The sequence below is a fragment of the Mucilaginibacter sp. L196 genome (assembly GCF_009765905.1).
GTDB lineage: Bacteria > Bacteroidota > Bacteroidia > Sphingobacteriales > Sphingobacteriaceae > Mucilaginibacter.
The window spans coordinates 29,372-46,865 of sequence record NZ_LMUO01000015.1; the positions used below are offsets into that span (position 1 = coordinate 29,372).

Genomic DNA, 17,494 nt, shown 5'->3' on the forward strand with positions numbered 1-17,494 from the left:
CTTACATCTAAATATGTAAGATGTTTAATTTAAATCGATATACTTTTTCCAAAAAAATTTATTCTTAGGCCATGCATGGCAACCAATTGGAAGATGCCCGTTGTTTAATTCCAATAATTTTTCAGGATTAATTTCAAAACTAAATTTTAATGCTTGTATTGAATTGGCCACTTTAAAAGCTGGGAATAGTATTGGTACCATTTGCGACCAAAAAACATCTTCATTTGTATGGGTTTTTAAGTAATAAAACCCCACGTGCCCATTAATAAGGATATCATATTTACCTTTGGTAATACGATTGAGATGATATCTAAATTTAGGAAAGTGGGAAAGTATGTATTTGTAGAATTGCCAATGAGGATAGTACTTTTTCATTGAATGCAAAACTTTAATACAGGATTGTATATTTCTTATTGAAAACCCGGAATTTCCCCCATTCTTAAAATCAGCATCTGCTGAAGCTTCTGTATAACCTTCAAAAAAAGGAGCGCCTATATAATCAAATGGAGAAGAGGTTATCGTTTCAAAACTGGAATTGAAAATATATGCATCAAGTTCATAAGTTAACATAAAAGTATATTGCCTAAATATTTCATAAAAACTTATATCTATCTTCATCTTATTATAATCTTCAACTGAAGACAGCCAAGAGGGATCTACAGGCACGAGCGATAATTTTTTATGTATACCAAGATATTTATCAACATTCATACCTTCTGGAAAAACCAGAAAGCAGATATATTGTTTTAATTGATTGTAACATGCCTGTAATGATAAAATATCATCTTCCGATAACTCAGGTGTATGTACCGGTATTATTACACATAAATTATCAGTCGAGATCATGATTTATTTCTGAGTTTTTGAATTTTAGAATTCAGGTTAATTGCCGTTTTTACAATCTTATATCCTGTTAATAATTTAAAATCATTAACTATACTTGTTAACTTTTGGGCATATTTAGGCACCAGTTTTTCCCAAATCAAGTTCATTTCAGCCAGATAAACAACTCGGTTTGTAGTACTTTGCCCGTTAAAATCGTAAATAATTGTTGGATGATTTACATGAACAAAGCTTCTACTTTCTATTATGCATTTAACATATAACCAGTAGTCGCTTGCTAATGTATACTCCAGAGGGTAACAGCCGAAATCTTTAAACAATTCACTTTTTATTAGTGATGCCTGATGATTTAAGGTATCCTTTTGAAAAAATGCCAAATCCAAATTCTCGGGGTGTTTATGAATGTATTTTGTATTGCTATCAGCATGCAGAATAACTATATCGCCATAAAATATATCTGTTCCTGGATAATCTAAAATGTATTTATCATACAAATTAATTGTGTCGTTCGCTGATAAATAATCTCCACTATTTAAAAACATTAAATATGTTCCGGTAGCTGTATTAATACCTTTGTTAATAGCGTCATAAATACCATTGTCTTTTTCACTTATCCAAATATCAATATCAGTTTTATTTTTATCGATTATTTCGACACTTCCATCAGTTGAACCACCATCTATTACAATGAATTCAAAGTTTTTATTAGTTTGATTAATTACACTCTCAATAGTAGTTTGTAAACCATCTTTATTATTATAATTTATTGTAATAATTGAAAGTTTCCTCATTTGCTTAAGTTATATGATTATCAATACATTACATTTTGATCCAGCTTGGGCATTGAATCTCGACTTTGCTATTCATTAAATCTGATTTAACCCATTGCGCCGGAGCAATAACAATCTTCTCTTTGTTTTGATTAAGAAATGCGCCCCACCAACTAAATGAGCTATTGGCAATGATATTGTGTCTGCATTTACTCATTAAATATAGCTCGATATAATCTTTTCCGCCATTAGCAATATCAATATATTGTGCACTATTACCAAGATTCAGATTATCTTTTGCCCACTCTAAATCATCTGAAAAAATATAAAAAAAAGGTGCAATTAATTGTTCTTTTAAATATTTTATCGCGCTTTTATAATATTCAAGAGGTAAAGTCCCCATCAAATCATTCGCAGCTGTATCCGTTATATAATCTCCGCGTCTGATGTGTATTGAAACTGAAGCAGTATCTTGTAATATCGTATGTGTGATGCTATAGTTATTATATTCATCATTTTTAGGCGTAAGTTCATTAAATATCCCACTATCAATTTTTTGAAAATACTTATAATGCTGCCAATAACCTTTCAAGTAAGTATTGTTAGCTACTTTAGATAATTCCGCTTCATATACCCACCATTGGGTTTCTGAGTAATATTTTCTAAAGTATTTGGGGATCTTTTTTTCTATTCTTCTATAAAGTTTGGCATATAATACGTCTCGACTATAAATACTTAAAAAATTGTCAATCTCAATTTTATCAGCAATCGTAGCGTTAATATTATAATTATGTAATTTATAATTTCGTAAATTTTGGTTGTCAAAAAATGATATATCCAGTTTTAAAGAAGTATTATTTTTTATTGACAACTGCCTTGCAACCGCATATTGAAAAAGTTGATTTCCGAGGCCGCTGCTTATTTCGGTATAAATCATTTGTAATACAATTGATTAAAGTATCAGTGATATTAAATTAACCAATATTTATTGCGCTCTATTTTTATCCATAAATAACTTGATGTTATGAAAGTCTTTATAATTTGCCTTCACCCATTCATGATCTTTTTCCCACCATCTAAAGTTCATCAAAAAATCTATTTCATCTTGAGTAAATCTATATTTAATTACTTTCGCGGGAGCACCTACAACAATACTATAAGGAGGGACATCACGTGTTACTATTGAACCTGCGCCTACTATTGCCCCATCGCCAATATTTATATCATCCATGACGACAGAATTAGCGCCTATCCATACATCATTTCCTATTACGGTATTTCCCATTTCCTTAAAATAGCTTTCGTTCGAAAAAGTTGTACCACATTGTTTTAGGGGAGAAAAAAAAACAGGGCTAGTAGATACAAATGTATCAGATGGATGTCTTCCTAAACAAATATATACTCCTGGGCCAATAGAACAAAAGCTTCCAATTTTAGTATTCATTATAGATACATTGGACGATAAATATGAAAAACTACCGATTGTAACATTATGTAAAAAACAATCATTTCCAACAGATGTATTTTCATCAATAAAACTATTAGACATGACAACTCTTTCGCCTATTCTTTTATTAGAAAGCGTTTCTTTTTTATTCTTCTTAAAAAAAAAATCTTTAATACCCATTTGTGTTAAGCTCTAATTCTTCGATAATACCTTTAGCCTCGTCCAATTCTAAATTCCACCATTGAGATGCTAATATCATAGCAATCTTTTCAGGACTAAATCGATATTTAATTATTCTAGCCGGGGAACCCGCAACAATTGCATATGGGGGCACATCTTTGTTAACAAATGAGTTAGCCCCAATTACGGCGCCAACTCCAATCGTAACACCTCTCCTGATTATACTACCTACTCCTATCCAAACGTCGTGCTCAATAATACAAGGGGCATTTGTAAGAAAATCATGGGCATTTGTAATGAAATTAGTGTTAGTGGAAATTGTATAAAGAGAATGTTCGCCATGACCTATATTAACATTACTTGCAATTGAATTATATCTACCAATGGTACATTTAGAGATAAGAGCGTTAAATCCTATAAATGTATAACTGTCAATTGTGCTGCGATCGCAAATATATACTCCCTCCATAGCAGTAACGTCATGACCAATAATTGATGTTAAACTTACTTGGTCAGATTTAATATTATTATTACTTATAATATTAAATTTATTTAATCTCTCTTTTATAAGCAGATCGTTATAAATGCTTTTAATTCCTTTAAAAAAAGTCTTATAATTCATTTTATTATAAGACCTCCCACTTAGGTGTTAAAAATAATAGCCCCGCGCTTCGTGGTAATGGCCGAGTTGTTAAAGTGCCTCCATCTATAATATCAAAGCTTATGCAATCCTCTAAATAATCATAGGGCTCAACACTTGACAAATCCCCCACATATAAACTTAAATAATAAGTATCAGGATATAGTCTTAAATCTGGTAACGTAATCTTTATAACAGAATTATTCGGTATATATGAAGTTTGGTAACCTGAATCAACATCAATCATATTGGATAATTTTAACCCATCAGAAGTTTTTAATTCAACAGACATTTTTAAAGGAATAGGATCGTCTTTATATCTGATTTTAAATACGATGTTTAAATCGTCACCTATAGAAAATTCGCGACTGGCAAAATTTTCATTATTACGTCTTAATTCAACACTTTCAAACCTGCAATACCCGTTACCTGTTCTCTTAATGTCATGTAATGCAATCGATGCATCATTATTCTTCCCGAAATTGAAGTATTTGGGTGTTATTATTGATACATTATCATAATCTAATATGTTACCATTATTTAGTAAAATTGCTTTGTTACATAATTGATTTATGCTACCCATATTATGGCTAACAAATAATACAGTCCGCCCTTCTCCCTTACTAACATCACCCATTTTACCAAGGCATTTGTTTTGAAATTCAGCATCGCCAACTGCTAAAACCTCATCAACTATCAATATCTCAGAATCAAGGTGAGCCGCTACAGCAAAAGCTAACCGTACATACATACCCGACGAATAGCGTTTTACTGGAGTATCAACATAGCGATCAACACCGGCGAAATCAACGATTTCGTCGAATCGTTTTTTTATTTCGCGCTTTGTCATCCCCATAATAGCGCCGTTCAAATAGATATTCTCGGCCCCCGTCAATTCGGGGTGAAAACCTGTGCCAACTTCCAGCAAACTGGCTATTCGGCCTTTTACCTTAATATTTCCTGTAGTTGGTGATGTTACCCTGCTCAATACTTTTAACAATGTACTTTTACCGGCCCCATTGCGACCAATTATACCAACAGCATCCCCTTCTTTTATATCAAAATTAATATCTTTTAAGCTCCAAACTATATCGCTTTCGCCTTTTGATGTTCTATCGTTAACTTCACCAATCTTCAAAAACGGATCTTCTTTACCACGCATCAACGCCCACCATCTTTCTAAATCCCGACTCAGAGTTCCTGTTCCAAAATCGCCTAATTGGTAAGCCTTCGATAAATTTTCAACCCTTATAGCAATATCGCTCATGAAATAAATATAATATAGTACGTATTAAACTGTATCGACAAAGTTTTTCTCTACTTTATTAAACACTATCAGCCCTATTAAAAAAATGAATATACTGGCTATTACACTGTAAATAAATGCCCCCGGATAAAACTGACCGGTTCCTAAAAAACCATATCTAAAGGTTTCAATTAAACCACTCATCGGGTTAAGCGCGATAAGTGTACGATATTTTACAGGCGCAGCCGAAAGTGGATAAATTACGGGAGTAGCGTACATCATTAATTGAATGCCGAAGGTTACCACAAAAGCCAAATCGCGATATTTAGTTGTAGCAGCCGTAATTATAAGCCCAACACCCAAACCCAGTATAGCCATCAATATAATAACTACCGGGAATAATAAAATATACAAATTAGGCTCGACTTTATTACCTGAAATTAGGTAATAAGCCATCATGATGATAAATAAAATAAACTGAACACCAAATTTAACCAGGTTTGAGAATACAATGCTTATTGGCATTATCAACCTCGGAAAATATACTTTACCAAAAATTGGAGCATTATCTTTAAATACAGTTGATGTTTTAGAAAGGCTATCGGCAAAATAATTCCAGGCTACGGTACCGGCCATATAAAAAAGTGGTGCAGGCGCAGCATTGGTACTAATATTAGCCAGCTTACTAAAAATTACCGTAAAAATTATTGTAGTGAATATAGGCTGTATAAAAAACCACAACGGGCCAAATATGGTTTGTTTATAAAAAGATACAAAATCGCGCCTCACTAATAACCAAAGCAAATCGCGATATGCCCAAACATCCTTTAAGTGCAAATCAAATACACTGCTTTGCGGCTTTATCTCCAGGTCCCATTTCTGAATATGAACATCATTCGTGGTACTATCTTTATAGGAATCATTTGTAGTCGGATCACCCATTTGTAATGTGATTTATTTTTTATTTATTACTATTAATATAAATAATACTTACCCTATAGTTAATTAAACTACTTGAATTTATTTTTTTAACAGATTTAAGATAGATTTCCTCTGAGGCTTATCATCCGAATAATAACCGTAGCCATAACCATAACCATAGCCGTAACCAGAACCATAACTGCCATTGCGAGAGAGGTCGACGCCATTAAATACTATGTTTAGATTGCGGAATAATCCTTTTTGCCTTAGATCCTCAATTACCGGAATCTGCGATTTGTATGTATAGTTGTAACGCACTACATACAAAGTAGCATCCGCCCATTGCGACAATATTTGCGCATCTGTAACCAGGCCAATTGGTGGGGCATCAAGTATTACATAATCGAAATCCTTTTTCAATTGCTCAATTAATACATCAAGCTTACCATTTAGCAATAATTCGGCCGGGTTAGGAGGATTGGGCCCGCTTGTAATAATTGAATAATTTTCCTGGTGTGGTATCGGTTTTAAAATATCAGCATAACTATTTTGATCTATTAAATAATTTGATATACCGATTTGATTATCAATACCTAAAGCAACATTCAATTTAGGCTTACGTAAATCAAGTTCAAGAATAACAACTTTTTTACCTGTTGTTGCTAAACTTGCACCTAAGTTTAATGATACAAAAGATTTTCCTTCGCCGCTGATAGATGAGGTAAATAATAACACTTTATCATTTTTACCTGGGATAATGTATTGCAGGTTTGAACGCATAGCGCGTATTTGCTCCGCAAGCATTGACCGGGGTTTTGATATTACTATCAATGGATCATAATCCGCGGCTTGGGATATATCTGCAATAATCGGGGTATCGGTATGTTTTTCAATATCGCTACGTTTTCTCACCTTTACATTTAATACTTCCTTACCTGTAATAACACCAAACGGTAAAAATAAACCCAATAATAAAAATGTTAAATATAATGTAGATTTAACGGGTTTAATTGGGATATAATTGCCACGTGCTGCATTAATAGTCCGGCTATCAGCTGTGGTTGATGCCAAAGACAGGGCAGTTTCTTCGCGCTTTTGCAACAGATAAGTAAATAAGGTATTTTTTATATCCTGCTCGCGCATTACATCAATTAATCCGCGTTCTTTTAAAGGAACGTTGCGAATATTTGATTCAAATTGATTGCTTATAGCTTGCAATTGTTTTTGGCTTTCTAATAAGCTGCTTTTTAAATTTTGCACTGTTTGAGCTATTGTTTGCCTCAGTGCACTTATCTGATCGTTTATTGAACTTATAACCGGGTTAGTTTCAGGAATCGTTCTTAATAAACTTTCTTTTCTTAACTGCGCTTCCCCTAGTTGTTGAACCAGTGCAAGCAAAGTAGGATCGGCTATGCCTAACATAGCCGGCAATTTAGCCTGCCCAGTACTGGGGCTGGATAAATAGCTTTCCAAATTTTTCAAACTTCCCATTTGAAGGTTTAACTGGGTGAGCGCTTGATCATTAGTTTGCATAGCAGTTAAAGCCGCAGTCGACTCAGCAGTTATATCGGTTATTTTGTTAGTTGATTTATAATCCTGAACATTTTTTTCAACTGAACTTAATTCAATTGCAAGTGAATCAATACGGCCTTTTAAAAACACTAATTGATTAGCTGTTGTAATATTCTTATCATCAATACCGGCTTGATTATATTCGTCAACTAATTTATTTAAAACGTCTTTTCCACGATCAACGTTGGCATCTTGTAATTTAATTGATAATACGGTCGAATTCTTAGTTGTCGGTTCTATTGACAGGTTAGAAATAATACCTTGAGCAACGTTTGGTGCGGTGTTAAAATTCACAAACAGCAGGTTATTATTAATACTAGTATTATCAGTTGTTATCATTATTAAGCCAGCTTCTGTTTGCACTGGCTTATTCACATTTAAAGTTTGCCCATTAAATATTGCCTGGTTTTTGTTAATTACTTTTACCGACCAGGGTTGGTTATATGTATTTTCATTTGCCTTTAACAACTCTACATTATATCCAATATTTCTATACACAACTACTTCAGAAATACGATTTTTAACAAAATAGGAATTTTGAAGGTTTAAGTCATTTACCACCTTCTCCACTAATGAATTTGATTTTAATATTTCAATTTCATTATCAATAACTTTACCTGATGTGTTTACATTAAGGGATTGTAAGAGATCTTTTTCATCACCCGAACTTTTATTGTCTTTAATTAAAATATCAGTTTCAACAATATATTGTGGTATTTGCGATCTTATGTATACGTAACCTACTGATAAAGAAATAATAACACATATCAAAAACCATTTCCAGTTTGATATATACTTATGTAAAAATTCCTGAACGTTTACTTCACTAGCTTTGCTCTGTCCAAACAACTCGTTATCTTGACTCATTTTTTAAATTGAACTAATTATCTTCTAAATATTACTAAAATCAACGAAATTAAGGTTGCCGCAATAGATACATATTGTATAGTTCTATCTGTTTGTTGTGTTTTAGTTTTGGCGGGCTTAACATAAACTATATCGTTGGAGTGTAAGTAATAGTATGGCGAGCTAAAAACATCCCTTTTGCTAAAATCAACATTAGCGAATACTTTTTTGCCATTAACATCCCTAATGATTTCTATACTATCTCTTCTGGCATATAATGTAAGGTCACCCGCCATGCTTATCGCTTCCGGTAAAGTAATCATTTCGTTAGGTATATTATATACGTCAGGGCGGGCTACTTCGCCTAATATCGATATTTTAAAATTCAAAAATCTGACTAATACTGTGGGTTCCTTTAAATATACGCTTAATAGTTTTTTAAGGGTATCTCTTACCTGTGTTGTGGTGTATTCACTCACTTTTACATTCCCAATTAGCGGAAGCTCAATTTCACCGGATGGATCAACAAGATAACCAGGCTGAGTCATTTGGCCTGCCCCGGCCGAAGAAGAGGGTGAGCTGCCACCGGCCATACTACTTGTTCCGGTATATGGGTTAAAGAAGCTACTCGCTTCAGGACTTAATGAGTTTACATATATGGATAAAATATCACCTGGTTGTATTCTCGGAATATATGCTTTAGCAATCGTTACTGTATCCTGGCGCCCTGGTGGGCTTGCAAAGTATTTCAAATTTTTCTCGCTGCCACAGGCAGAGAAGAAGAAAGCAATCAATGTAAATAACGATATTTTTTTTAGTGTATTTTTAATCATACAAGAAGTGGGTTGACATAAAATAGTAATTGTAATATAGGCTTATATAAACCTGTTTACTTTTATAGTTTGTCCAAAGATAAAATTTAAATACCTTTTGATGACACTTTTATGATACAATGGCTCTATTTAAAACGTAAGCATCTGGGAATCATTCGGCAAATATATTTATATTCAGTTCAAGCATAGCTAAAATTACATTATTTTTATTTTAAATAGCGATTAATTATCATTGTTAAAAATCATCCTTCAATAAGGTGAAAAAAAATCAATTATTGAGTTAATAAAGCAAAATCACAGAATATACTTTTTTGAAATTACTGTACCCATAACCCATAATAAATTATTTAGTTTTGTTTTTTATCAAATATTTATGAAATATTTCTGCTCATGTCTGTTTGTTTTTTTTCTTCCACATTTAGCAGTTGCACAGAACAAACCCGATACATTATTTTTTGAAGACTTTAATAACACTTCACTTAATAGGGTAAAGTGGAATGTTGAAATTACAGGCAATACCGTTAATAATGAACAACAGGCTTATGTAGATTCAGCATCTGTGCTTACTCTAAAAGATGACAAATTAGAAATAAAACCTGTGTATCACCCGGGTTATGTTAGCAATAGACAACGAAAGTATGATTTTCTTTCAGCACGCATTAATACACGATCAAAGTTTGAATTTACTTACGGAACAGCATCCGCACGTATTAAAATGAGTGGCGGCGCGGGCTTATGGCCTGCCTTTTGGGCATTGGGCGAGGGCAAATGGCCCGACTGCGGGGAGATTGATATGATGGAAACCGTTGGCGATTCATCGTGGGTGAGCCATGCCATGCATGGGCCTGGTTATTTTGGCAATACGCCAATTGCTTACCGTTATCATTTCTCACAAGGTATTGATGTTACCCAATGGCATGTATATAGTGTTGATTGGACTGCCGATCATATGATTTTTAGTGTGGACGAAAAAGTTACTTACACCGTTACACGTGCAATGGTTGAACATTATGGACGCTGGGCCTATGATAATCCTAAATATATCATACTAAACTTCGCATTGGGTGGTGGTTACCCTTTCGCCGTTAATAAAGTTACCACACCGTATTATGGCTTATCACAAAGCACTGTTGATAAGATCAAACAAGGCAAAGCGATAATGCAGGTTGATTGGGTATTAGTGACTAAAAACTAGCGCGTCTTTGTATATATGGTTTAGGGTTAGGATAAAACAATTGATTATATTGATTGACTATTTGTATTGAATGAAGATCAAACTAACCTTACTCCTACTGCTTTTATTTTCGTCGAAGTTGCTTTTGGCACAGGACGAAGCTTTTGCACGAAAAATAGTCGACACTTTATCTTCGCGCCATTTTTGGGGCAGGGGATACACCAAACATGGTGTACACAAAGCCGAAAAATATTTAGCTGCACAGTTTAAAACCATCGGACTTAAACCAATGGATGGCAAAAGTTTTTTACAGCCTTTTTCTTATTCGGTAAATACTTATCCAGGAAAAATGAATGTAGCCATAAACGGAGAGCCGCTAATACCGGGACAGGATTTTATTGTGAGCCCGGAAAGCCAGGGAATAAAAAAGGCCATGCAACTTGAAGAGCAAGACAGCACACATTTTGTTAATGTTGCCGATAGGGTTATGGTTGTAAAAGAGAATAAACTAACCTGGTCGGCAGAGCAGAAAGCTAAGGACTATATCGTAATTGAGGTTAACAAAAGCTTGTTTAAGTCTAAACCGGCATCCATCAGCATTAATATTAAAAGCAAGCTGATAGCTAAATTTAAAACCGCCAACATTTGCGGCATAGTTAAGGGTACATCAAAACCCGATTCGGTTATAGTTTATACGGCGCATTATGATCATCTGGGCGGCATGGGGAGAAAAACCTTTTTCCCTGGAGCCAATGATAATGCAAGCGGCGTTGCGCAGGTATTGTCCCTTGCCAAATACTACGCTGCGCATCCACAGCCTTATACAATGGCATTTATACTTTTTTCGGGTGAAGAAATTGGTTTATTGGGGTCAAAGTATTTTACAGAGCATCCGCTGATACCACTAAAGAGTATTCGTTTCTTAGTTAATCTGGATCTGGAAGGCACAGGAATTGATGGCATTACCGTTGTTAATGCAACAATTTACCCCAAGGAATTCAATATGCTAAAGCAAATTAATAACAAAGACGGTTTATTGGCAAAGGTTAATTCCAGGGGGGAAGCAGCTAACAGCGATCATTATTTTTTCTCAAAAAACAACGTCCCGGCTTTTTACATTTATACACTTGGAGGTATAAAAGCCTATCATGATATTTATGATATAAGCGCAACCCTGCCAATGAATAAATACAACGATATATTTACGCTACTATTAAAATTTAACAATGCATTAATGAATAAGCAGCAGTAAATTTGCAATCATCTACCTAAAAAATATGAGCACAACAAAAATCGGCTGGATAGGCCTTGGCACAATGGGTAATCCAATGTCGCAGCAATTGATAAAAGCAAATTACACTGTAACTGTATACAATCGGACCAAAGAAAAAGAAGATGCCATTAAAGCACAGGGCGCAACAACTGCCCCTACTCCATCTGCATTAATACAACAACCAGATGTGGTCATCATCATGGTATCGGATGATAAAGCCATAAAAGATATTTTTTATGGCGAAGATGGTTTGCTAAGTGCGAAAACATCCCGTAAAGTTATCATCAACATGAGTACAGTATCGCCTGCTATCAGTAAGGAGGTTGCGGCTAAATGTTTAGAACAAGGCAACCATTATTTGGATGCGCCGGTATCAGGCAGCGTGAAACAAGCCCAGGAAGGCACCTTGGTTGTGATGGTTGGCGGTGATGCAGCGGCATTTGAACAAGTTAAACCCGTGTTGGAAAAATTAGGCAAACTGGCCATGCGGGTTGGCGACAATGGTGCGGGTAATGTTGCTAAACTCGCTATTAACACGCTATTAGGTTTTGCGGCGCAGGGTTTAGCGGAAGCTGTTATTTTAGCAAGGAATAATGGCATTGATCCTGGTGATTTGACTACGCTAATTAACAACAGCGCTTTAGGTAGTGCATTTGGTAAAATAAAAGGCGATGCTATTATTAACGATAATTACAAGGCTGCCTTTGCATTGAAACTAATTGCTAAGGATCTTCGCTTGGCAAAGGACATTGGGCTTTCTACACCGCTTGGTGAAACTGTGTATCAAACCTTTCAGCAAGCAGAGGCTGAGTATGGTAATGAAGATATTATTGCGATAATTAAGCAGGTAGACCACAAATAACTAAAAAAATCAGTATTGCTCAATCACCTTTTGTATTGTCCAGTGATGACCAAACGGATCTATAATATCGTCTTGCCGGAAACCATAATCATAATCCTGCGCGGATGATATTTCTTTTGCACCGACAGCCAGGGCTTGTGCCATTACCGAACCCACATCATCAACCATTAAACCAACATTAGTTGTTGCGCCATTACAACTTAGCGGGCTGAATGCCTTTTTAATATAATTTTCTTCATGTAAATGAAACATGGCGCCATCAATAGTAAACTAGGCAACGTGTATGCTTCCATCGTCATTGTTAAATCTGCGCAGTTCGATAGCACCAAATGCGTTTTTATAAAAATCAATATTAATAGTGCCGTTTCGTATATATAATACTGGCGCAAACGTTGCTTTAAACTGATTTTTCATGCCCTATGTTTTATACTAATAAATTTATGCACTAAAAATTTCATGTGCAAACTACCAATCACACAAACATTTACCTGTTACGTTGGTTGAAAATAAAAAAACAAACACATGGATTTATCAGTCGACCGCCGTCTCCGCCATTGGTGGGTATTTTTATTAAGAGGGATACTTTTTATTTTAGTAAGTATCTGGATGATTGCTTCACCGCTTACAAGCTTTGTAGCTTTAGGTTTCTTTTTCGGGTTGGTTATCTTTATCGCCGGATTAGGCGAATTGCTCCATGCGGTTAGGGACAAAACCGAAACTAACAGGGGCTGGCACATATTTTTAGGCGTAGTTGATTTGATACTCGGCCTGGTGCTTATGGGGCATGTAGCTGCGGGTGTAGCGATATTGCGCATTATTGTAGGCATTTGGTTTATCCTCCGCGGCTTTTCATTGATTAGCTTTTCACGTGCATTAGGAAAATCATTGATATTGACTATAAGCGGCGCCATCATCGTGATATTTGGTTTGATGATTATTTTTAATGCCTTTTTTGGCTCGATGACGCTTATTACATTTATAGCGGTAGCCTTTTTTATTACAGGAACATTTAATGTGTGGTTAGGCTTTAGAATGAAGGCACACTAGTTAAAAATCGACATAAACAAAAAGCTCCTTTCAAGTAAATGAAAGGAGCTTTTTATGGTAGAAAATATAGCTTATTGCTGTGTAACTGCCCCGGTAACAAAATTGATTAAGTAAGTATGCCCCCCGGTTATAATTAAATTTGCCTGATGATTACCCAGGTACTGAATAGAACCTGCATAATCTACAACATAGGTTTTGGAACCAACCGGACCATTAGACTCTCTAACCTCAGATGTAAAAGTTGCTGTACCTGCGGTTATATCGGTAGTACCCGATCCGTTTACAACTAGCAAACCTTTTAATTGGTAATTACAATAAACAGATGTGAATTGATTTTGGATCTGAGGTGGAGTAATACCCTCATGCGAAATTGAGGTAACAATTGAACCATTAAGTGTAGCTGATTTATATGTACTATCGGTTGCTTTAAAAGTATAGTTTTGAACGTTTGTGTATTCATCCAAAAAAGTTGGGCTATAATTTTCAACTTTTAGGCTATCATATACGGTGTAGCCATCAACATAACTTGAACTGCAATTGTATACAAAATGGAATTTCCCACTAAGCCATTCCGTGGTATCACCGGGTAAAACCAAGTGCGTATAAGCGGTGTCAATCACATATCCACATAGTGGATTAAGCGAATTTACTGTCTTCGTTTTTTTACCTGCTACAATGCTGGATGGTGCTTTTGCCCCATCATTAATATTGGTACCACCCAATTGGCCGGTAAGTGATTGATTTAAACTTAGCGCAATTTGCTTTGCTGCATCTGCGTCAGTTATAGGCGAAGTTGAAGCAGGTTTAGTTGCTGCTTTTTTACAGGCAGAATAACAAAACACCACTGCAAGTAATACAATAAATATGCGGGTAAGGTTTAATTTCATAATTTGTATAAAGTTTAGAATATGCACCTAATGTAAACAATATTAATTAGTTATAGACAAACAGTAGAAGAAAATTGAAATTCAACAATCATCAATTAAAAATATTTAGCATTGATTAAATCCGGTTAACTGTATCGTTCAATAACAAATTATAAAGCTGATAATTACATATCTGTTTAATTTATATTATCTTTAAATATGGAAGATCAATCTGTTTGCGCTCATATAAAAGCCATAAAAAGTGTAAAACTTAGCAAGGATAATGTTTGTGAGGAATGCATAAAACATAATGGCACCTGGGTGCATTTACGGGTATGCCAAACCTGCGGGGTTACTTTGTGTTGTGATGATTCACCATCAAAACACATGACCAAGCATTACCATGAGAGCCACCATCCGGTAATTTCTTCTGCACAGCCAGGCGAACGTTGGTTATGGTGTTACCCGGACGAACAATTTGTTGAATATTAATTTATATAACCCATATGCTAAAAAAGGGAGAACACATTGACGGTACACCTACCGAACTACAAGTATTATTGAATAACGACATCGAGGCAAACGCCTTTTTTGAGAGCCTGTCGAAATCATATAAACAAGGTTATTCCGATTGGGTAGGATCTGCCAAACAAGAAGAAACCCGCAACATAAGAGCAGGTAAAGCACTCATTATGCTGCAAAACAAACAAAAAACACTTAAAACTTAGCTGCGTAAAATCTGTTTAAACAAAACTTCTGCTATACAATTACGTATTATGCGGTTAAATTATACATTAGCTGTTAAAAAGCAGTTAGGCCTGCGTTGAGGGTTGCTCATTTTTATGAAAAAAATATTCTTTGTTATTTTCCTGTTACCATACTGCGCATTAGCACAAACAGCCGATATTTATATTCAGAATGGCAACCAGGCCGCAGGAAAAAAGGATTATGCAACAGCGATTTCCGCTTTTACGAAAGCCATCGAAATAAACCCTAAGGATGCTAATGCTTATTTTTATCGTGCAAACGCATACAGTAATGAACATGATGACCAGAATGCTGCCAACGATTTCACCCAAACTTTGGCACTTAATCCATCCTACCCTAATGCCAGTAATTACAGGGCAAATGCTTACGCTAACCTAAAAGATTATAGTAACGCCATTGCCGATTTCACTAACGCATTAGCCTTAAAACCAAATAATGCTGATCTGTATCATTACCGGGCCAATGCCAAAAGCAACTCCGGCGATTACAGCGGCGCGGTACAAGACTTTACCCATGCCATTGAACTCGAACCAAATAATGCTGATCTTTATGAATATCGTGGCGTAGCCAAAACAAACTTAAATGACAACAAGGCTGCTATTGCTGATTATGATATTGCAGCGAGGTTAAAACCTAACGATTCTGACCTGTTGTTTTATAGAGCTAATTCAAAAGGCAACATACAGGATTATAATGGCGCTATCGCGGATTATAACCTTACGTTGAAATTAAATCCACGAAATGCCAAAGCGGTATTCTACAGGGCCAATGCTAAAGTAAACTTAAAAGATTTTAAGGGCGCAGTTGATGATTACACTTTAGCAGCAAGCATCGACCATAGCACTGCTAATTTATACTATTACATGGCTAATGCCATGAGTAATGCTAATCAGTATAAAGAATCTATTATTTACTACGATAAGGCAATAGCGCAGGACCCACAGAATGCAGCCTTGTATTTATATCGCGGCAAAGCAAAACTAAACCTTGAAGATGCAAAAGGCGCTATACAGGATTTTGACCAAGCTATTCAACTTAACCCGCAGTATACAGATGCCTTACAAAACCGTGGCGATGCGAAAATAAATACACGCGATTTTAACGGAGCGCTTAATGATGCTAATGCCGCCCTTGGTATTGATCCAAACAGTTTAGGAGCAACCTATGTACGTGGAAAAGCAGAGGTGGAATTAAAAGACACCACAAGCGCAATGACTGATTTTAACTTTGTGATTGCCAATCATACCAAAAACGAATATGCATACCTATCGCGGGGTAACTTACGAAGCAGGCAAAATGACAATATAGGTGCAGCACATGATTTTGATAAAGCTGTGGAACTAAATGCCAACAACAAAACCGCATACCTCAACCGTGGCAATTTCAGGCTAAAATTGAATGATTACGCAGGCGCTGTTGCAGATTTCAAAAAGATGATTGAGGTTGCCCCCGAAAGCGTTATAGCCCATATTAAACTAGGCAATGCGATGGTACTTGCCGGGCAAAATCTTAGTGCTATAAATGTGTTTAATTCGGCTATCAAATTAAACCCAAAAGACGCCAGCACTTATGTTTGGCGGGGTGTAGCCAAAAGCAACCTGGGCAGTTATGCTGATGCGATAAATGATTATAATACCGCTATTAAGTTAGATTCGGCATCGTCTGATGCTTATGCCAACCGTGGAAACACAGAAGCCTTGATGAGGGATTATATCGGAGCGGTAAAAGATTTGGATGTGGCTGTAAAGCTAAATCATGACAACGATGATGCTTTTTTTTATCGTGCCAATATAAAAATGAAACAAAGGAATTATTCCGGGGCGATAGATGACTATAATTCGGCATTATTTGCCAACGTTGACAATATTAAAGTATACGCTTATCGCGGGCTTGCTGAAGCGATGATACGAGACACTGCATCTATGAATGCCGATTTCAGGCATTCGGCCAAGATTAACCCCAAAAATGAGCTGACCTATATTAAGCGTGGTGCTGCGAAAACTTTTTTTGCTAATTTTTCAGGAGCGCAATATGATCTTAATCTGGCCATAACCTTAAATCCCAAAAGCGCCGATGCTTATTTAACACGAGCAAAGCTTAAAATTGCCATGGCTGATCGGGATAGCGCTTGTGAAGATCTGAATAAAGCACTGCAATTAGGATCAAAAGAAGCTCCTGATCTGATCAAAACAACTTGTTATTAAAC

The 17,494-nt window shown here is 35.6% G+C and carries 19 protein-coding genes; 7 read left to right on the plus strand and 12 right to left on the minus strand.

All coding sequences use genetic code 11. The annotated features are described in order from the left end of the window. Positions 1–24: 24 nt before the first annotated feature. The 9 genes from GSQ74_RS11100 to GSQ74_RS11140 form a co-directional block, all read right to left on the minus strand. Complete coding sequence (locus GSQ74_RS11100) at positions 25–846, minus strand: DUF5672 family protein (protein WP_158993213.1); 822 nt, start codon at positions 844–846, stop codon at positions 25–27. Next, positions 843–1,634 (minus strand): glycosyltransferase family 2 protein, encoded by a 792-nt coding sequence (locus tag GSQ74_RS11105; RefSeq protein ID WP_158993216.1) that lies wholly within the window; start codon positions 1,632–1,634, stop codon positions 843–845. Before GSQ74_RS11105 ends, GSQ74_RS11100 begins: the two co-directional genes overlap by 4 nt. A gap of 28 nt (positions 1,635–1,662) precedes the next feature. Continuing rightward, the gene (locus tag GSQ74_RS11110) at positions 1,663–2,550 is read right to left on the minus strand and encodes an alpha-1,2-fucosyltransferase (RefSeq protein ID WP_158993218.1); all 888 of its coding nucleotides are present in this window, start codon (positions 2,548–2,550) and stop codon (positions 1,663–1,665) included. Between the two features lie 48 nt (positions 2,551–2,598). After that, complete coding sequence (locus tag GSQ74_RS22920; protein WP_305777731.1) at positions 2,599–3,240, minus strand: CatB-related O-acetyltransferase; 642 nt, start codon at positions 3,238–3,240, stop codon at positions 2,599–2,601. Then, entirely contained in the window at positions 3,230–3,862 is a 633-nt protein-coding gene (locus tag GSQ74_RS11120; protein ID WP_254060866.1) for a CatB-related O-acetyltransferase, read from the minus strand. Before GSQ74_RS11120 ends, GSQ74_RS22920 begins: the two co-directional genes overlap by 11 nt. Before the next feature lie 4 nt (positions 3,863–3,866). Next, on the minus strand, positions 3,867–5,147 hold the full coding sequence (locus GSQ74_RS11125) for an ABC transporter ATP-binding protein (protein WP_158993220.1): 1,281 nt from the start codon (positions 5,145–5,147) through the stop codon (positions 3,867–3,869). 24 nt (positions 5,148–5,171) lie between these two features. Further along, on the minus strand, positions 5,172–6,068 hold the full coding sequence (locus GSQ74_RS11130; protein WP_158993222.1) for an ABC transporter permease: 897 nt from the start codon (positions 6,066–6,068) through the stop codon (positions 5,172–5,174). Positions 6,069–6,146: 78 nt separating this feature from the next. After that, positions 6,147–8,486, minus strand: a complete 2,340-nt coding sequence (locus GSQ74_RS11135) for a polysaccharide biosynthesis tyrosine autokinase (protein WP_158993224.1) — start codon at positions 8,484–8,486, stop codon at positions 6,147–6,149. 17 nt (positions 8,487–8,503) lie between these two features. Then, a complete protein-coding gene (locus GSQ74_RS11140; RefSeq protein WP_158993226.1) occupies positions 8,504–9,298 on the minus strand; it encodes a polysaccharide biosynthesis/export family protein in 795 nt (264 codons plus the stop codon). A 373-nt stretch (positions 9,299–9,671) separates the two neighbouring features. Between GSQ74_RS11140 and GSQ74_RS11145 the strand changes: the two genes are divergently transcribed. The 3 genes from GSQ74_RS11145 (at position 9,672) to GSQ74_RS11155 (ending at position 12,607) form a co-directional block, all read left to right on the plus strand. Then, the gene (locus GSQ74_RS11145) at positions 9,672–10,493 is read left to right on the plus strand and encodes a family 16 glycosylhydrolase (RefSeq protein ID WP_158993228.1); all 822 of its coding nucleotides are present in this window, start codon (positions 9,672–9,674) and stop codon (positions 10,491–10,493) included. Between the two features lie 70 nt (positions 10,494–10,563). Next, entirely contained in the window at positions 10,564–11,724 is a 1,161-nt protein-coding gene (locus GSQ74_RS11150; protein ID WP_158993230.1) for a M28 family metallopeptidase, read from the plus strand. Positions 11,725–11,749: 25 nt separating this feature from the next. Then, the gene (locus tag GSQ74_RS11155) at positions 11,750–12,607 is read left to right on the plus strand and encodes an NAD(P)-dependent oxidoreductase (RefSeq protein ID WP_158993232.1); all 858 of its coding nucleotides are present in this window, start codon (positions 11,750–11,752) and stop codon (positions 12,605–12,607) included. 9 nt (positions 12,608–12,616) lie between these two features. Here the strand turns inward: GSQ74_RS11155 and GSQ74_RS22660 are convergent, their stop codons facing one another. Both GSQ74_RS22660 and GSQ74_RS22665 read right to left on the minus strand, forming a co-directional pair. Then, positions 12,617–12,859: a hypothetical protein gene (locus GSQ74_RS22660; RefSeq protein WP_216846721.1), complete on the minus strand. Its 243-nt coding sequence runs from the start codon at positions 12,857–12,859 to the stop codon at positions 12,617–12,619. Between the two features lie 18 nt (positions 12,860–12,877). After that, on the minus strand, positions 12,878–13,021 hold the full coding sequence (locus GSQ74_RS22665) for a hypothetical protein (protein ID WP_216846722.1): 144 nt from the start codon (positions 13,019–13,021) through the stop codon (positions 12,878–12,880). Between the two features lie 108 nt (positions 13,022–13,129). On the opposite strand from GSQ74_RS22665, the gene GSQ74_RS11165 reads away from it, so the two are divergent. After that, a complete protein-coding gene (locus GSQ74_RS11165; protein WP_158993234.1) occupies positions 13,130–13,654 on the plus strand; it encodes an HdeD family acid-resistance protein in 525 nt (174 codons plus the stop codon). A 71-nt stretch (positions 13,655–13,725) separates the two neighbouring features. Here the strand turns inward: GSQ74_RS11165 and GSQ74_RS11170 are convergent, their stop codons facing one another. Further along, the gene (locus GSQ74_RS11170; protein ID WP_158993236.1) at positions 13,726–14,541 is read right to left on the minus strand and encodes a hypothetical protein; all 816 of its coding nucleotides are present in this window, start codon (positions 14,539–14,541) and stop codon (positions 13,726–13,728) included. 198 nt (positions 14,542–14,739) lie between these two features. Between GSQ74_RS11170 and GSQ74_RS11175 the strand changes: the two genes are divergently transcribed. From GSQ74_RS11175 to GSQ74_RS11185, 3 genes are all read left to right on the plus strand, one after another. Next, a complete protein-coding gene (locus tag GSQ74_RS11175; RefSeq protein ID WP_158993238.1) occupies positions 14,740–15,012 on the plus strand; it encodes a UBP-type zinc finger domain-containing protein in 273 nt (90 codons plus the stop codon). A 14-nt stretch (positions 15,013–15,026) separates the two neighbouring features. Beyond that, positions 15,027–15,248, plus strand: a complete 222-nt coding sequence (locus GSQ74_RS11180; protein WP_158993240.1) for a YdeI/OmpD-associated family protein — start codon at positions 15,027–15,029, stop codon at positions 15,246–15,248. 114 nt (positions 15,249–15,362) lie between these two features. Next, positions 15,363–17,492, plus strand: a complete 2,130-nt coding sequence (locus tag GSQ74_RS11185; RefSeq protein WP_158993242.1) for a tetratricopeptide repeat protein — start codon at positions 15,363–15,365, stop codon at positions 17,490–17,492. Positions 17,493–17,494: the final 2 nt, after the last annotated feature.

Coding starts and splice junctions, on each gene's coding strand:
- GSQ74_RS11100 (WP_158993213.1), bottom strand. CDS start 846: ATGATCTCGACTGATAATTTATGTGTAATAATACCGGTACATACACCT.
- GSQ74_RS11105 (WP_158993216.1), bottom strand. CDS start 1,634: ATGAGGAAACTTTCAATTATTACAATAAATTATAATAATAAAGATGGT.
- GSQ74_RS11110 (WP_158993218.1), bottom strand. CDS start 2,550: ATGATTTATACCGAAATAAGCAGCGGCCTCGGAAATCAACTTTTTCAA.
- GSQ74_RS22920 (WP_305777731.1), bottom strand. CDS start 3,240: ATGGGTATTAAAGATTTTTTTTTTAAGAAGAATAAAAAAGAAACGCTT.
- GSQ74_RS11120 (WP_254060866.1), bottom strand. CDS start 3,862: ATGAATTATAAGACTTTTTTTAAAGGAATTAAAAGCATTTATAACGAT.
- GSQ74_RS11125 (WP_158993220.1), bottom strand. CDS start 5,147: ATGAGCGATATTGCTATAAGGGTTGAAAATTTATCGAAGGCTTACCAA.
- GSQ74_RS11130 (WP_158993222.1), bottom strand. CDS start 6,068: ATGGGTGATCCGACTACAAATGATTCCTATAAAGATAGTACCACGAAT.
- GSQ74_RS11135 (WP_158993224.1), bottom strand. CDS start 8,486: ATGAGTCAAGATAACGAGTTGTTTGGACAGAGCAAAGCTAGTGAAGTA.
- GSQ74_RS11140 (WP_158993226.1), bottom strand. CDS start 9,298: ATGATTAAAAATACACTAAAAAAAATATCGTTATTTACATTGATTGCT.
- GSQ74_RS11145 (WP_158993228.1), top strand. CDS start 9,672: ATGAAATATTTCTGCTCATGTCTGTTTGTTTTTTTTCTTCCACATTTA.
- GSQ74_RS11150 (WP_158993230.1), top strand. CDS start 10,564: ATGAAGATCAAACTAACCTTACTCCTACTGCTTTTATTTTCGTCGAAG.
- GSQ74_RS11155 (WP_158993232.1), top strand. CDS start 11,750: ATGAGCACAACAAAAATCGGCTGGATAGGCCTTGGCACAATGGGTAAT.
- GSQ74_RS22660 (WP_216846721.1), bottom strand. CDS start 12,859: ATGTTTCATTTACATGAAGAAAATTATATTAAAAAGGCATTCAGCCCG.
- GSQ74_RS22665 (WP_216846722.1), bottom strand. CDS start 13,021: ATGAAAAATCAGTTTAAAGCAACGTTTGCGCCAGTATTATATATACGA.
- GSQ74_RS11165 (WP_158993234.1), top strand. CDS start 13,130: ATGGATTTATCAGTCGACCGCCGTCTCCGCCATTGGTGGGTATTTTTA.
- GSQ74_RS11170 (WP_158993236.1), bottom strand. CDS start 14,541: ATGAAATTAAACCTTACCCGCATATTTATTGTATTACTTGCAGTGGTG.
- GSQ74_RS11175 (WP_158993238.1), top strand. CDS start 14,740: ATGGAAGATCAATCTGTTTGCGCTCATATAAAAGCCATAAAAAGTGTA.
- GSQ74_RS11180 (WP_158993240.1), top strand. CDS start 15,027: ATGCTAAAAAAGGGAGAACACATTGACGGTACACCTACCGAACTACAA.
- GSQ74_RS11185 (WP_158993242.1), top strand. CDS start 15,363: ATGAAAAAAATATTCTTTGTTATTTTCCTGTTACCATACTGCGCATTA.